This window comes from Streptomyces sp. NPDC093111, assembly GCF_040683955.1.
Classification (GTDB): domain Bacteria; phylum Actinomycetota; class Actinomycetes; order Streptomycetales; family Streptomycetaceae; genus Streptomyces.
Genome location: NZ_JBFBNW010000004.1, coordinates 326,969 through 342,553 on the forward strand (window position 1 = coordinate 326,969; position 15,585 = coordinate 342,553).

General features: G+C 75.2%; 11 protein-coding genes and 1 riboswitch. Of the genes, 6 read left to right on the top strand and 5 right to left on the bottom strand.

Features of this window, described 5'->3' with window-relative positions:
- Positions 1–2 precede the first annotated feature (2 nt).
- Positions 3–1,007, bottom strand: coding sequence for a DUF1648 domain-containing protein (locus AB0Q96_RS08580; protein ID WP_365323021.1), 1,005 nt, complete (start codon positions 1,005–1,007; stop codon positions 3–5).
- Between the two features lie 177 nt (positions 1,008–1,184).
- Here AB0Q96_RS08580 and AB0Q96_RS08585 point away from each other — a divergent pair, with 177 nt between their 5' ends.
- From AB0Q96_RS08585 to abc-f, 3 genes are all read left to right on the top strand, one after another.
- Positions 1,185–2,174 (top strand): S8 family serine peptidase, encoded by a 990-nt coding sequence (locus AB0Q96_RS08585; RefSeq protein ID WP_365323023.1) that lies wholly within the window; start codon positions 1,185–1,187, stop codon positions 2,172–2,174.
- 65 nt (positions 2,175–2,239) lie between these two features.
- Positions 2,240–3,217, top strand: coding sequence for a nucleoside hydrolase (locus AB0Q96_RS08590; protein ID WP_365323025.1), 978 nt, complete (start codon positions 2,240–2,242; stop codon positions 3,215–3,217).
- Between the two features lie 185 nt (positions 3,218–3,402).
- Positions 3,403–5,001, top strand: a complete 1,599-nt coding sequence (abc-f, locus tag AB0Q96_RS08595) for a ribosomal protection-like ABC-F family protein (RefSeq protein WP_365323027.1) — start codon at positions 3,403–3,405, stop codon at positions 4,999–5,001.
- Here abc-f and AB0Q96_RS08600 read toward each other — a convergent pair.
- Both AB0Q96_RS08600 and cobN read right to left on the bottom strand, forming a co-directional pair.
- Positions 4,979–5,473 (bottom strand): hypothetical protein, encoded by a 495-nt coding sequence (locus AB0Q96_RS08600; protein ID WP_365323029.1) that lies wholly within the window; start codon positions 5,471–5,473, stop codon positions 4,979–4,981. The two genes, abc-f and AB0Q96_RS08600, sit on opposite strands and share 23 nt — an antisense overlap.
- A gap of 194 nt (positions 5,474–5,667) precedes the next feature.
- Positions 5,668–9,312 carry a cobaltochelatase subunit CobN gene (gene cobN, locus AB0Q96_RS08605; RefSeq protein ID WP_365323031.1) on the bottom strand — a complete coding sequence of 1,215 codons (3,645 nt, stop codon included), beginning with the start codon at positions 9,310–9,312 and terminating at the stop codon, positions 5,668–5,670.
- A 40-nt stretch (positions 9,313–9,352) separates the two neighbouring features.
- A riboswitch (cobalamin riboswitch) is annotated at positions 9,353–9,487 on the bottom strand.
- A gap of 333 nt (positions 9,488–9,820) precedes the next feature.
- On the opposite strand from cobN, the gene AB0Q96_RS08610 reads away from it, so the two are divergent.
- From AB0Q96_RS08610 to AB0Q96_RS08620, 3 genes are read left to right on the top strand one after another with little or no spacing between them, the layout of a single operon-like run.
- Positions 9,821–11,065 carry a cobalamin biosynthesis protein CobG gene (locus AB0Q96_RS08610; protein ID WP_365323033.1) on the top strand — a complete coding sequence of 415 codons (1,245 nt, stop codon included), beginning with the start codon at positions 9,821–9,823 and terminating at the stop codon, positions 11,063–11,065.
- On the top strand, positions 11,062–11,715 hold the full coding sequence (locus AB0Q96_RS08615) for a precorrin-8X methylmutase (protein WP_365323035.1): 654 nt from the start codon (positions 11,062–11,064) through the stop codon (positions 11,713–11,715). The genes AB0Q96_RS08610 and AB0Q96_RS08615 overlap by 4 nt, the downstream gene beginning before the upstream one ends.
- Entirely contained in the window at positions 11,712–13,196 is a 1,485-nt protein-coding gene (locus AB0Q96_RS08620; RefSeq protein ID WP_365323037.1) for a precorrin-2 C(20)-methyltransferase, read from the top strand. The genes AB0Q96_RS08615 and AB0Q96_RS08620 overlap by 4 nt, the downstream gene beginning before the upstream one ends.
- A 48-nt stretch (positions 13,197–13,244) precedes the next feature.
- Here AB0Q96_RS08620 and AB0Q96_RS08625 read toward each other — a convergent pair whose 3' ends face one another.
- Positions 13,245–14,783, bottom strand: a complete 1,539-nt coding sequence (locus tag AB0Q96_RS08625) for a serine hydrolase (RefSeq protein ID WP_365323039.1) — start codon at positions 14,781–14,783, stop codon at positions 13,245–13,247.
- Positions 14,780–15,577, bottom strand: coding sequence for a cobalt-precorrin-6A reductase (locus AB0Q96_RS08630; protein ID WP_365323041.1), 798 nt, complete (start codon positions 15,575–15,577; stop codon positions 14,780–14,782). The genes AB0Q96_RS08625 and AB0Q96_RS08630 overlap by 4 nt, the downstream gene beginning before the upstream one ends.
- Between the last annotated feature and the right edge of the window lie 8 nt (positions 15,578–15,585).

Sequence of the window (15,585 nt, forward strand, 5' to 3'; positions counted from 1 at the left end):
GGTCAGTCCTTCCGGGGGGCCGGGGCGCCGGGGGCGCCGGGGGCGGAGGTGCCGGGGGTGCTCGTGCCGGGTCCGGGTCCCGCGCGCTCCACGAGCGCGTTGAGCAGGCCCGCGGCCGTCGTGGCGTCGTCGACGGTCACGACGAACTCCCGCCCGTCACGGCGCCGTACGGCGAGCGCGCGGCCCGAGCGCAGGATCACGCCGGACGAACCGGGCCGGACCCGGTAGCCCCAGCCGCCGAACTCGGCGATCGGGTCGACGTCCCGGGTCGTCGCGCCGGTGAGGTCGTCGAGCGGCACCCGCAGCCGGGGCCGGGCCACCAGGGCGGGGCGGACGGTCAGGCCGCGCCGGTCGGCGGTGACCCGGACCCGGCTCAGCGCGGTGCCGGGCAGGCCGACGGCCAGCGGGATCAGCGCGTACGGCCAGGGGGCGAAGAAGGGGACGACGGGCACGGCGAGCAGGAAGGCGGCGCCGAGCAGGGTCATCGGGAGCGAGCCCGCGGTCCGCGCCCAGCCCGCGCGTTCACCGGCGGCGAGGTCGAGGCGGGGCGCGTCGGCGGGCACGGACACCTCCCGGGCGGGTTCCGCGGGGACGAGCCGGGCGAGGGCCCATCCGACGGCGCCGGCCAGGGCGCCGATCGCCAGGGCCACGGTCAGTACGGCGATCCGCAGGCGGGCCTCGGCCGGGTCGGTCACGTCCAGGTTGGCGCGGAGTTGCAGGGCGAGCAGTCCGCCGGTGAACCCGGCGGTGGCCCAGGCGCCCCACAGAGCCCGGCGCCGGACGAAGAGGGTCCAGCCGACGCCGAGGGCGAGCAGCAGGGCCGAGCCGATGACGAGGTACCCGGCGGCGGCGGTGAAGCCGTCGGCGCGTCCGTCGAGGTCGAAGTGGGTGGCGAGGCGGTCGGGCAGCCGGTCGCGCCAGAGCGCGAACAGCAGCGGGCCGACGGCGAGGGCGAGCAGGAACGGCAGTGCGGCGAGCAGCCGCAGCCGGGTGGTGGCACGGTTCACAGGATCCTCCCCTGGCTCCCATGGCTCCCATGGGCGGTTCTACTTGTTCGCACTCTACTAGAACAAGTAGGGGTCGGGGTGGCCGCCGTGCTCCGGATGCGGAACTCCCCCGCTCCCTGTTGACTGACCGCTGACTGGCCTAAACCCGTACGAATACGTGTGAATGGGGAGAACTGCATGCGTCGTCGGCCCGCCCGCGCCACCCTCGTCGCCCTCACGGCCCTGACCGTCCTCACCGCCGCCGTGACCACCGGGTGCGGCAGCGACGACGCCGCACCCGACCCCCTGCGCGGCGACCAGTGGGCCCTCGACGCCCTGAAGATGCCCGACGCCTGGTCCACCGACCGGGGCGACGACACCGTCATCGCGGTCGTCGACACCGGCGTCGACCTCGACCACCCGGACCTGAAGGGGCGACTGGTCGACGGCTACGACTTCGTCGACAACGACACCGAGCCCAAGGACCTCAACGGCCACGGCACCCACGTCGCCGGCATCGCCGCCGCCCACACCGACAACGGGGTCGGCGTCTCGGGCGGCGCGCCCGGCGCGAAGATCATGCCGGTGCGGGTCCTCGGCGCGGACGGCAGCGGCAGCGACGAGAACATCACCAAGGGCATCGTCTGGGCCGCCCAGCACGGCGCCGACGTCATCAACCTCTCCCTCGGCGAGTCCGGCCTGATGGCCCGGCTGCTCAAGGGCGGCGTCCTCAACCAGGCCATCTCCGTCGCCGACGCCAAGGGCGCCGTCGTGGTCGCCGCCGCCGGCAACGACTCCACGGTCCTCCAGCCGTACGCCCTCGACACCCCGGTGCTCGTGGTCAACGCCGCCGACGAGGACGGCGCCCCCGCCTCCTTCACCAACTTCGGCGCCCAGAACGCCGTCTCCGCGCCCGGCGTCGACATCCTGTCCACACTGCCGACGTACCCGACGAAGGAGAGCCTCAAGAACCCCTCCGGGTACGGCGAGCTCTCCGGCACCTCGATGGCCTCCCCGTACGTCTCCGCCGTGGCCGCCCTGCTGCACCGGCAGGGCCTGGACCCGGCCGCCGTCCGCCGGACCATCCAGCAGACCGCCGGCAACCCGCGGAACCTGGTGAAACTGGGACTCGGCAACGTGGACGCGGCGGCGGCGGTCAAGGCGGCGCACGACGCGAAGAACCCCTAGGGCACGGGAACGGACGAGGGGCCCGGGACCGTGACGTACGGGCGGCGATGTGGGACGGTGGGCGCATGCCGGTACCCGTGATCCTCGACTGCGATCCCGGACACGACGACGCCTTCAACATCCTGCTCGCCGCCGCCCATCCGGCTGTCGACCTGCTCGCCATCACCACCGTGGCGGGCAATCAGACGGTGGAGAAGACCACGCTCAACGCGCGCCGGGTGTGCTCCGTGGCCGGGATCCACGGCGTCCCGATCGCGGCCGGCCGGGACCGCCCGCTGCACGCCGGGCCGTACGGCGCGCCGCGCGTCGCCGAGCACATCCACGGCGACTCGGGGCTCGACGGGCCCGGCTTCGGCGAGGGCGAGCCGCCCGTGCCGCAGGACCCGCGCGACGCCCTCGCGCTGACCCGGGACATCCTGCTCGCCCACCCGGCGCCCGTGACCCTCGTGCCGACCGGGCCGCTGACCAACGTGGCCGCGCTGCTGCTCGCCCACCCCGAACTGGCCGCCCGGATCGAGCGGATCGTGCTGATGGGCGGGTCGACGGGGCGGGGCAACACCACGCCGGCGGCCGAGTTCAACATCCACTGCGACCCGGAGGCGGCGGACCTCGTCTTCCGCAGCGGGATCCCGCTGACCATGTTCGGCCTGAACGTCACCCATCAGGTCCGGGCCACCCCCGAGGTGCTCTCGCGGCTCGCCGGGCTCGGGACCCCGCTCGGGCTGCTGTGCGTCGAGCTCCTGACGTACTTCGCGGGGACCTACCGCGAGGTGTACGGCTTCGACGCGCCGCCGCTGCACGACCCGCTGACCGTGGCCCATCTGATCGACCCCGCGCTGGTCAGCCTGGTGCGGGCGCCGGTGGCGGTCGAGCTCGCCGGCACGTACACGCGCGGGGCGACGGTGGTCGACCTGGACGGGGTGACCGGCCTGCCGGCCAACGCCGAGGTCGGCATCGAGGCGGACCCGGACCGCTTCTGGGACCTGATCGTGGACGCGGTGCGGGTGCTGGGGGAGCGGGCCGGGGCGACGCCCCCGCACTGACACCCACCACCTGACGAGACGCAACGTCTTGCCTGAACGGGCATCAAGACGTACGGTAGGCACGTCGAGATCACGAGACGAACCGTCTCGTCTCGATGAGATCCTGAGTGGGCCGCGCCGATCCCCGGCTCGTCCGGCTCGTCCCGCGAGATCCGTCCCTGTCGTCCAGCCCCGGGAGGCCGCCCTTGTTCCGTGTCCATCTCACCGACGTCACCAAGCGCTACGACACCCGGCTCGTCCTCGACCGGGTCTCCCTCTCCGTCCGCTCCGGCGAACGGATCGGCGTCGTCGGCGACAACGGCTCCGGCAAGTCCACGCTCCTGCGGCTGCTCGCCGGCCGGGAGAGCGCCGACAACGGCACCGTCACCGTCGAGGCGCCCGGCGGCCTCGGCCACCTCGCCCAGACCCTGGACCTGCCCGGCACCGCGAGCGTCGGCGCGGCGATCGACCTCGCCCTCGCCGACGTACGGGCCCTGGAACGGGCCATCCGTACCGCCGAGTCCGCCCTCGGCCGCACCGGCGACCTCGCCGGATACGCCGCCCTGCTCGCCGCCTACGAGGCCCGCGGCGGAGCCGACGCCGACCGGCGGGTGGAGAGCGTGCTGCGGCGGCTCGGCGAGCGCGAGCCGCTCGACCGCGAACGGCGGCTCGGCACCCTCTCCGGCGGACGCCGCTCCCGGCTCGCGCTCGCCGCGACCCTCGCCTCCGACCCCGAACTCCTGCTGCTCGACGAGCCGACCAACGACCTCGACGACGAGGCCGTCGACTGGCTGGAGGAACGGCTGCGCACCCACCGCGGCCCGGTCGTCGCCGTCACCCACGACCGGGCCTTCCTCGACCGGGTCACCACCGCCGTCCTGGAGGTGGACCACGAGACCCGCACGGTACGGCGCCACGGCAACGGCTACGGCGGCTACCTGACCGGCCGGGCCGCCGAACGGGCCCGCAGGGAACGGGAGTACGAGGAATGGCGGGCCGAATGGGCCCGGCACTCCGCGCGCGCCGACAGCACCATCGACCGCTTCTCCGCGATCCCCCGCAAGGCACCCGCCGCCTTCAGCGGCGCGGGCGCGTTCCGGGCCCGGTCACGGGCGCACGGCGCGATGAGCAGGATCCGGGCCGCCCGCGAGGCGCAGCGCAGGCTCGCCGAGAACCCGGTGCCCCGACCCCCCGACCCGCTGCGGTTCGCCGCCCGGATCGAGGGCACGGCGGCGGCGGTCGACCTGACGGGCATCCGGGTCGACGGCCGGCTGCGACTGGACGCCCTACGCCTCGAACCGGGCGAACGGCTCCTGGTCACCGGCCCGAACGGCGCCGGGAAGAGCACCCTGCTGCGGGTCCTCGCGGGCGAACTCGCCCCCGACGCGGGCACGGTGAGCGCCCCGGCCCGGGCCGGCCTGCTCCGCCAGGACACCGCCGGCGACCCCACGGCCGCGCACGACCCGCGCACCCTGGCCGCCGCGTTCGGCGAGGGCCGGGAGGCGGAACTGCTCGGGCTCGGCCTGTTCGCCCCGGCCGACCTCGGCACCCCGGTCCGGGACCTGTCCGCCGGGCAGCGGCGCCGCCTGGAACTCGCCCGCCTGGTCACCACCCCGGCCGACCTGCTCCTCCTCGACGAGCCGACCAACCACCTCTCCCCCGGCCTGGTCGAGGAGCTGGAAGCCGCCCTCGCCCACTACCCGGGCACGCTGGTGGTCGTCAGCCACGACCGGCGGCTGCGGCACGGCTTCCGGGGACGGCGGGTGGAGCTGGAACCGTGGGTCAGCGCACCGTGTCCGGTGTGAACGGGGTCTGCTCGAAGGTGGGGACCGGGACCACGGTGACGGGATCGCCCGGCCGGTACCCCGGCGGCGGCGTGTAGGGCGGCGGCGCCGGACGGTCCGGCGCCGGGGGCGGGTTCGGGCCCGCGTACGGGTGCTGCGGCTCCGCCGCCGTCTTCTTCTTCACCCCGCCGGAGGTCCCGGGCCGGTACGGCTTCGCCGACCGCCCGCCGGTCCCCGGGGTGATCCGGACCTTCGACGGGGTCGCGCTCGCCGCCGGATCCGACGTCGGGTCCCCGCCCGGCTCCGCGTCCGGGTCCCCGGACGGGGTCGCCGAAGGCGCCGGGGGCGCCGTCGTGGTGGGGTGCGCCGACCTCGGGGCCTTCGGCTTCGGAGACGTACCCCCGCCGTCCCCGTCACCCCCGCCCGAGCACGCGCCCAAGGCCAGGCCCAGACCCAGCACCAGCGCCGTCGTCACCGCTCCGCGGGCACGCACGCCCACCACCCCACCCCAGGTCACCGTCCCGATCCGCACGCACGACGCGCGCGGACCGGGAGCGTAACCCAGCACTCCCCGCCGGACGTCACCGCCCGCCGGTACCCGTCCCGGCGGCCGTCAGGGCCCGTCCCGGCGGCCGTCGGTGTCCGTCAGGGCCCGTCCCGGTGCCCATCAGTGCCCATCAGTGCCCATCAGTGCCCGTCGGTGTCCGCCGGGTCCGCCGCGCCCTCCAGGTCGCCCTCGGTCTCCAGGAAGACCTGCCGCAGCGCGGCCAGCGTCTCCGGGTCCGGCTTCTCCCACATGCCGCGGGACTCGGCCTCCAGGAGACGCTCGGCGATGCCGTGCAGCGCCCAGGGGTTGGCCTCCTTCAGAAAGGCCTGGTTCTCCGGGTCGAGGACGTACGCCTCGGTCAGCTTGTCGTACATCCAGTCGGCGACCACGCCCGTCGTGGCGTCGTAGCCGAAGAGGTAGTCGACCGTCGCCGCCAGCTCGAACGCGCCCTTGTAGCCGTGCCGGCGCATCGCCTCGATCCAGCGCGGGTTGACCACCCGGGCGCGGAACACCCGGGAGGTCTCCTCGACCAGCGTGCGGGTGCGGACCGTCTCCGGGCGGGTGGAGTCGCCGATGTACGCCTCGGGCGCCGTGCCCTTCAGCGCGCGGACGGTCGCCACCATGCCGCCGTGGTACTGGAAGTAGTCGTCGGAGTCCGCGATGTCGTGCTCGCGCGTGTCCGTGTTCTTCGCCGCGACCGCGATCCGCTTGTACGCCGTCTCCATCTCGGCCCGCGCCGGGCGCCCTTCGAGACCGCGGCCGTACGCGTAACCGCCCCACACCGTGTACACCTCGGCCAGGTCGGCGTCGGTGCGCCAGTCGCGCGAGTCGATCAGCTGGAGCAGACCCGCCCCGTACGTGCCCGGCCGGGAGCCGAAGATACGGGTGGTGGCGCGCCGCTCGTCGCCGTGCTCCGCGAGGTCCGCCTGGGCGTGCGCCCGTACGTAGTTGTCCTCGGCGCCCTCGTCGAGGCCCGCGACCAGCCGTACGGCGTCGTCGAGCAGCCCGATGACGTGCGGGAACGCGTCCCGGAAGAAGCCGGAGATGCGCAGCGTCACATCGATGCGGGGACGGCCCAGCTCGGCGAGCGGGATCGGCTCCAGGCCGTTCACGCGCCGGGAGGCGTCGTCCCAGGTCGGGCGGACGCCCAGCAGGGCGAGCGCCTCGGCGACGTCGTCGCCCGCGGTGCGCATCGCGCTCGTGCCCCACAGGGAGAGGCCCACCGAGGTCGGCCACCCGCCGTTGTCCGTGCGGTAGCGCTCCAGGAGCGAGTCGGCGAGCGCCTGGCCGGTCTCCCACGCGAGGCGGGACGGCACGGCCTTCGGGTCGACCGAGTAGAAGTTGCGGCCGGTCGGCAGCACGTTGACCAGGCCGCGCAGCGGCGAGCCCGAGGGCCCGGCCGGGACGAAGCCGCCGTTCAACGCGTGGACGGCGTGCGTGAGTTCGTCGGTGGTGGCGGCCAGCCGCGGGACGACCTGCTCACAGGCGAAGCGCAGCACCGCGTGCACCTCGGCGCCGTACGCGGCGGCCACCGAGCCGATCGCGTCCACGGACCAGTCCGCCGCCTCCATGCCCTCGACCAGCTCGCGGGCCTTCGCCTCCGCCTCGTCGGCGGTGGTGCGGGTCGCCGCCGACTCGTCCAGACCGAGCGCCTCGCGCAGGCCCGGCAGCGCCTGCGTGCCACCCCAGATCTGCCGGGCGCGCAGGATCGACAGGACCAGGTTCACCCGGGCCTCACCGGCCGGGGCGCCGCCCAGGACGTGCAGACCGTCCCGGATCTGCGCGTCCTTGACCTCGCACAGCCAGCCGTCGACGTGCAGCAGGAAGTCGTCGAAGCCGTCGTCCTCCGGGCGGTCCGCCATGCCCAGGTCGTGGTCCAGCTTCGCCGCCTGGATCAGCGTCCAGATCTGCGCGCGGATCGCCGGCAGCTTCGCCGGGTCCATGCTGCTGATCTGCGCGTACTCGTCGAGCAGCTGCTCCAGGCGCGCGATGTCGCCGTACGAGTCGGCGCGGGCCATCGGCGGCACCAGGTGGTCGACGAGCGTGGCGTGCACGCGCCGCTTGGCCTGGGTGCCCTCGCCCGGGTCGTTCACCAGGAACGGGTAGACGAGCGGCAGGTCGCCGAGCGCGGCGTCCGGGCCGCAGGCGGCGGACAGGCCGGCGTTCTTGCCGGGCAGCCACTCCAGATTGCCGTGCTTGCCCAGGTGCACCATCGCGTCCGCGCCGAAACCCCCGTCCTCGGCGCGGGCGGCGATCCAGCGGTAGGCCGCCAGGTAGTGGTGTGAGGGCGGCAGGTCCGGGTCGTGGTAGATCGCGATCGGGTTCTCTCCGAAGCCGCGCGGCGGCTGGATGAGGACCAGCAGGTTCCCGCGGCGCAGCGCGGCGAGCACGATGTCGCCCTCGGGGTTGCGGGAGCGGTCCAGGAACATCTCGCCCGGCGCCGGACCCCAGTGCTCCTCGACCCGCTCGCGCAGCTCCGCCGGGAGCTCGGCGTACCAGCGCCGGTAGTCGGCGGCCGGGATGCGGACCGGGTTGCGGGCCAGCTGCTCCTCGGTGAGCCAGTCCTGGTCGTGGCCGCCGGCCTCGATCAGGGCGTAGATCAGCTCGTCGCCGTCGCCGGAGACCAGACCGGGGATGTCCTCGACCGGGCCGAAGTCGTAGCCCTCGGCGATCAGCCGGCGCAGCAGCGCCACGGCGGAGGCCGGGGTGTCCAGGCCGACCGCGTTGCCGATGCGGGAGTGCTTCGTCGGGTACGCGGAGAGGACGAGCGCCAGCCTCTTCTCGCCGTTCGCGATGTGCCGCAGGCGGGCGTGCCGGACGGCGATGCCGGCGACGCGGGCGGAGCGCTCGGCGTCCGCCACGTACGCGGGCAGCCCGTCCTCGTCGATCTCCTTGAAGGAGAACGGGACGGTGATGAGCCGGCCGTCGAACTCCGGGACGGCGACCTGGCTGGCCGCGTCCAGCGGCGACAGGCCCTCGTCGTTCTCCTCCCACGCGGCGCGCGAGCCCGTCAGGCACAGCGCCTGGAGGATCGGCACGTCCAGGGCGGCGAGCGCGCCCGCGTCCCAGGCCTCCTCGTCGCCGCCGGCCTGCGCCTCGGCCGGCTTGGTGCCGCCCGCCGCGAGGACCGTCGTGACGATCGCGTCGGCGCCGCGCAGCTCGTCGAGGAGCTCCGGCTCCGGGGCCCGCAGGGAGGCCACGTACAGGGCCTTCGCCCGGGCGCCCTTCTGCTCGATCGCGTCGCAGAGGGTGCCCACGAAGGCGGTGTTGCCGCTCATGTGGTGGGCGCGGTAGTAGAGCACGGCGACCGTGAGGGCGCCCTCGGGCGTGGCGCCCGGGATCCGCTCCAGGGGGCCCCAGGTCGGCGCGGGGGCCGGCGGCTCGAAGCCGTGGCCTGTCAGCAGCACCGTGTCGGAGAGGAAGCGGGCCAGCTGCCCGAGGTTGCCCGGGCCGCCGTGCGCCAGGTACGCGTGCGCCTCGGTGGCCACGCCGACCGGGACGGTCGAGGTCTCCATCAGCTGCGCGTCGGGGGCCTGTTCGCCGCTCAGCACCACCACGGGCTTCCCGGCGGCCAGGACCGTGTCCAGGCCCTCGTCCCAGGACCGCAGACCGCCGAGGAGACGGACGACGACGAGCTCGACGCCGTCGAGGAGCGCGGGGAGGTCGGCCAGCGGCAGCCGGGCCGGGTTGGCGTACCGGTACTCCACCGGGCCTTCCCCGGCGGCGGCGTTCGCCGCTCGGGCACTGAGCAGGTCGGTGTCGGAGTGCGACAGCAGCAGGAGCATGGCGAGCTCAGGCCCTTCCTCGGGGTTGTCCGCGCCCCGGGTGGTCGTATGGACGGCGGGAGTTCCTGACTCACCGCCCCGAAACCTCCGGACCGGCTCACAGTGGCGGGACCGCGCCGGATTCTCACCGGGCTTCCTCCCCGGGGTCCTGGGACCCCATGCCGCTTGCATCCTAGATCGTGAGCGGGCGCGGCGGGGGAGAGCCGGGGGGTCGGGCGGATCACACCTGGGGCGGGGGGCGGCGGGGGCGGCGGTCAGGAGCGGGTCGTGGCCCGGGTCATGGCGGGTTCGGGGCCGGGTCGTGGCGGGTTCGGGCCCGAGTCGTGGCGGGTTCGGGGCCGGGTCGTGGCGGGTTCGGGCCCGAGTCGTGGCCGGACCAGGCCCCGCCCGTGGCCGCCCAGGCCCCGCCCGTTGCCCGCCCAGGCCCCGCCCGAGGCGGCCCCCGGCCCCTCCCGTGGCCGGTTCGCGGCAGGTGGGAGGGGATCGTGCCGTGGGTATGCTCGCCGCCATGTCGGCCACCCCACGTACCTCGCCCGAACCGGGCGAACCTCTCATACGGGACCGCGGCGACGCCTGTCCGGGTGCGCTGCGACTGCACGCGGCGGACGACGGGCGGCTCGCCCGACTCCGGCTGCCCGGCGGGCGTTTGACGGAGTCTCAGGTCCTCGCGTTGGCCGAGGCGGCCGAGTCCCTCGGGGACGGTGGCGTCAGCATCACCTCGCGCGGCAACGCGGAGCTGCGCGGGCTCGGCGAGGGCTGCGGCGCCGAGCTGGCCGCGCTGCTCGACCGGGCCGGGCTGCTGCCCTCGCCGCGCCACGAACGGATCCGCAACATCGTCGTCTCGCCGGCCGCCGGCCTGGACGGACTCGGCGGCGCCGAGCCGCAGTTGTGGGCGCGTGAGCTGGACGCGCTGCTGTGCGCGGAGGCGTGGACGGCGGCGCTCTCGGGACGGTTCCTGTTCGTCCTGGACGACGGGCGGGGCGACGTCGCGGGGCTCGGCGGCGATGTGACCTTGCTCGCAGAAGGGCCCCCCGGCGGCGGGGAGGTCCGCGCCCAGGTGCGCCTCGGCCCGCAGGCCGTCCGGGTCGCCGCGGCCGACGCCCCGCGCGCCGCGCTCGCCGCCGCCGACGCGTTCCTGCGGGCCGCCGAGGCCGCCGGGACCGGCGCCTGGCGGGTGCGGGAGCTGCCCGAGGGGTGCGCGCCGGACCTGGCGGCGGCCCTGGCGCGCGCCGGGCTCGCCGCGGAGCCCGTCCCCCATCCCGTACCGCCGCTGCCCCAAGGGGACCCGCCCGCCCCGGGGCCGCTGGGCGACGACGCCCGGTACGTGCTCGCGCCGCTGGGCCGGCTGACCGCCGCGCAGTTGCGGGCGCTGCTGCCGGCCCGCGAGGTGCGGTTCACGCCCTGGCGCGGCGCGGTGGTCGTCGGGCCGCCCGGCGGGCTCGCCGAGCCGGCCGCGTACGGCCTGATCACCCGGCCCGACGCCCCCGGCACCGGCGTGAGCGCCTGCACCGGGCGGCCCGGCTGCGCCAAGTCCCTCGCCGACGTGCGGCGGGACGCGGCCCTCGCCCCGCACGGACGGCTGCCCGTCCACCTCTCGGGGTGCGCCCGCCGCTGCGGGCACCCGCACGGCGCCTGGGTCGACGTCCTCGCCACCGAGGACGGCGGCTATCTGGTCGACGGCGTCCCCACCCCCCGTACCTCCCTGTCCGAAGCGGTCGCGGCGGCCCGCGGCCCGGCGACCCCCACGAGATGAGCGAGAGCAACAGGATGTTCGAGTACGAGAAGGACGGCGCGGAGATCTACCGCCGCTCCTTTGCCACGATCCGCACCGAGGCGGACCTCGCGGGCCTGCCCGCCGACGTCGCCACGGTCGCCGTACGCATGATCCACGCGTGCGGCATGACCGACCTCGTGCGGGACATCGCCCACTCCCCCGGCGTCGTGGCCTCGGCACGCGCCGCCCTGCGCGCGGGCGCCCCGATCCTGTGCGACGCCCAGATGGTCGCCAGCGGCGTCACCCGCAAGCGGCTGCCGGCCGGCAACGACGTGGTCTGCACCCTGTCCGACCCGTCGGTGCCCGCGCTCGCCGCCGAGCTGGGCACCACCAGGTCGGCCGCCGCGATGGAGCTGTGGCGGGACCGCCTGGAGGGCTCGGTCGTCGCGATCGGCAACGCGCCGACCGCTCTCTTCCACCTCCTGGAGATGATCGCGAAGGGCGCGGGCCGGCCCGCCGCCGTGCTCGGCATCCCGGTCGGCTTCATCGGCGCCGCCGAGTCCAAGGACGCGCTGGCCGCCAACGAACTCGGCCTGGAGTACCTGGTCGTACGGGGCAGGCGGGGCGGCAGCGCCATGACCGCGGCGGCGCTCAACGCCCTCGCGCACGAAGCGGAGATCCAGCAGTGACCGGAAAGCTGTACGGGGTCGGGCTCGGCCCCGGGGACCCGGACCTGATGACGGTGGCCGCGGTGAAGGCCATCGCCGGGGCCGACGTCGTCGCGTACCACTCGGCCCGGCACGGGCGGTCCATCGCCCGCTCCATCGCGGCCGAGCACCTCCGCGAGGACCAGATCGAGGAGCGGCTGATGTACCCGCTCACGGTCGAGACCACCGACCACCCGGGCGGCTACCGGGGCGCGCTCGACGACTTCTACGAGGAGGCCGCGGCCCGGCTCGCCGCCCACCTCGACGCGGGCCGCACGGTCGCCGTCCTCGCCGAGGGCGACCCGCTGTTCTACGGCTCGTACCAGCACATGCACAAGCGGCTGGCGCACCGCTACGACACGACCGTCATCCCCGGCGTCACCTCCGTCAGCGCCGCCGCGGCCCGCCTCGGGGAGCCGCTGTGCGAGGCGGAGGAGGTGCTGACGATCGTCCCCGGCACGCTGCCGGAGGACGAGCTGACGGCCCGCCTCGCGGGCACGGACTCGGCGGTCGTGATGAAGCTGGGCCGCACCTTCCCCACCGTCAGGCGGGCCCTGGAGCGGGCCGGGCGCCTGGAGGACGCCCGGTACGTGGAGCGCGCGTTCATGGCGGGCGAGCGCACCGGACGCCTCGACGCGGTGGACCCGGACTCGGTCCCTTACTTCTCGGTGGCCGTGCTGCCCTCCCGTATCGACGCGGAGCCGCCGGTACGGGAGAAGGGCGAGGTCGTCGTCGTCGGCACCGGCCCGGCCGGGGCGCCCTGGCTGACGCCCGAGTCGCGGGGCGCGCTCGTCAACGCCGACGTCCTCGTCGGCTACACCACCTACCTCGACCGCGTCCCCGTCCTGCGCGCCGGGCAGATCCGGCACGGCTCGGACAACAAGGTCGAGTCGGAGCGGGCCGAGTTCGCCCTCGACCTGGCCCGGCGCGGGCGGCGCGTCGCCGTCGTCTCCGGCGGCGACCCGGGCGTGTTCGCGATGGCGACGGCCGTCCTGGAGGTGGCCTCGGAGGACCGCTACGCCGACGTACCGGTCCGCGTCCTGCCCGGCGTGACCGCCGCCAACGCGGCCGCCGCCGCCGCGGGCGCGCCGCTCGGCCACGACTACGCGACCATCTCCCTCTCCGACCGCCTGAAGCCCTGGGAGGTCATCTCCCAGCGCCTGCGCGCCGCCGCCGAGGCCGACCTGGTCCTCGCGATCTACAACCCCGGCTCCAGGTCCCGCACCCACCAGGTCGCCGCCGCCCGCGAACTCCTCCTGGAACTCCGCTCACCCGACACCCCGGTGGTCGTCGCCCGCGACGTCGGCGGCCCGGAGCAGTCGGTACGGGTACTGACCCTGAAGACCCTGGACCCGTCCGAGGTCGACATGCGCACCCTCCTCCTCATCGGCTCCTCCCAGACCCGGGTCACGGAGCGGGGCGACGGGCGCACGATCGCGTGGACGCCTCGGCGTTACGGATAGCGGTGCTCCCTGATGGGAGGGGCGGGAGGGGCGGGGGAACGCCGGGCGCTACCGGCTGAACGTCCCCAGCCCCTCCCCGTCCAGGTACTCGACGGTGAACGACTTCCCGTCCGGGGTGAAGGTGACGCCGGTGCGGCCGACGGCGTTCTCGCCCGCCGTCTCGAAGCTGTACGTGTCGCCCGCGTAGTGCGTCAGGCGGTACGACTGGGGCTTCGGGCCCAGTTGGAGGGTGAGGGTGCCGTCCGGCGCCGTGACGATCTCGGCGGGGCCGTAGTAGGCGTTGCGGTACGTGCCCTTGTAGGTGGCGGGCGGCTGCCCGGGGGCGGCGCCGGTCGGCGGGTGGGTGTAGTCGGTCTTCGAGCGGCCCGCGTCGGCCTCCTGCTCGTACAGCTGGTTGACGAGCGGCATCCAGTCGCGGGTGGGCTGCCCGTGTTCGGCGATGTCGAAGAAGTCGAGCGCGACGGCGTCGGCGACGCCGACCGGTGCGGTGTTGGTGAGGACGACGATGCCGAGGTCCTCGCCGGGCAGCATCGTGACGTTGGTGTGCGCGCCGAGGGCGAACGCCCCGGTGTGCGAGAGCCGCAGGCGGCCCGCGTCGTCGTAACTCACGTTCCAGCCCAGGCCGTAGAAGCCGGTCCTGGCGGCCGGCGCGTGCGGCGGGTTGGCGATCGCCTCGGGCCAGTGGGTGCGCTGGAGGGCGTCGGCGGCGATGATCTGCCGCCCGTCCAGCTTGCCGTCGCCGAGTTGCAGTTTCAGCCAGGTCGCCATGTCACGGGCGGTCGAGCTGACGCCGCCGGCCGGGGACTGGGCGTCCGGGTCGCGCACGTACCGCGCCTGCCAGGTGCCGTCGGCGGCCTTCACGTGCCCGTAGGCGCGGTCGGGCGCGTGCGCGTAGTCCGCGAAGAGCGAGCTGGTGTGGTCCATGCCGGCCGGCTTGTACAGGGTGTCGGCGGCCAGCTTCTCCCAGGGCACGCCCTTCTCGTCCGCCACGGCCTGCGCGGCGGCCGTCAGGCCGAAGTTGGTGTACGCGTAGCTCGCCCGGAACGGGGCGAGGGGCTCGTAGCGCAGGTGGGACAGGATGTACGCCCGGTCGTAGCCGAGGTCTTCGAGGAGGTCCCCGGCGTGGTCGGGCAGGCCGCTGCGGTGCGAGAACAGGTCGGCGGCCGTCACGTGCGAGGTGACCCACGGGTCCTTGAGGCGGAAGCCCGGCACGTGCGGGGCGACCGGGGTGCTCCAGCCGTCGACGCCGACGGCCCCGGCGACCACCGTGGAGGCGATCGGCTTCGACACGGACGCCAGCTGGAAGACGGTGTCCGCGTCGACGGCGGCCTTCTCGCCGGCCTTCCGCACCCCGTACCCCTGGATCTTGACCACCTTCCCGTCGTGGACGACGGCGACGGCCACGCCCGGCACCCCGGTGCGTTTCATGGCCGCCTCGACGACCCCGTCCAGCCGGTCGACGGCCCGTTGCACGTCCGCGTCGTCGAGCTGGGGCGGCGGCTGGGGCGGCGGCGGGGAAGGCCCCGGGGCCGTGGCGCCCAGGAGCGCCGTCAGTCCCGCCGCGGCAAGCCATCGAACGGTGCTCATTCCTCCATTGAAAGACCTGCGCCGGGGTCTGTCGCGCGCTGACCGCGTGCCGCGCCGACGGCCCGTACCCAGGCGGCGGCCTCCTCCGGGGCCGCCGCCGTCGGCACGCCCTCGGGGACCGGCGGGCGGCGCACGACGACGACCGGGACGCCGGCCTCGCGGACGGCGGTGAGCTTCGGGGCGGTCGCCGCGCCGCCGCTGTCCTTGGTGACGAGGACGTCGATCCGGTGCCGGGCGAGCAGTTCCCGCTCCCCGTCCAGGCTGAACGGCCCCCGCTCCAGGAGGACTTCAGTACGGGCCGGCATCGGCGCCTCGGGGGCGTCGACGGACCGGACCAGGAACCACTCGGGGCGGTCGGCGAAGGCCGCGAGGCCCATCCGGCCGGTGGTGAGGAAGACGCGGTCACCGAGGCCGCCGAGGGCGTCGGCGGCCTCCGCGAGCGAGCCCACCTCGTGCCAGGTGTCCCCCGCCACCGGGACCCAGCCGGGACGGCGCAGCGCGAGCAGGGGAACATGGGCGGTGGCGGCCGCCCGGGCCGCGTTGAAACTGATCCGCTCGGCGAAGGGATGGGTGGCGTCGATGACCGCGTCCACGCCGTGCTGCCGCACCCACGCGGCCAGCCCCTCCGCCCCGCCGAAGCCGCCGACCCGCACCTCGCCGGCCGGCAGCCGGGGCGTGGCGACCCGCCCGGCGAGCGAACTGGTGACCCGGAGGTCCCCGGCCCCGTCGGCCCCGTGGAGGAGCCCGGCGAGGACCCGGCCCTCGGTCGTTCCCCCGAGTATGAGTACGTGCATGGGAGTCC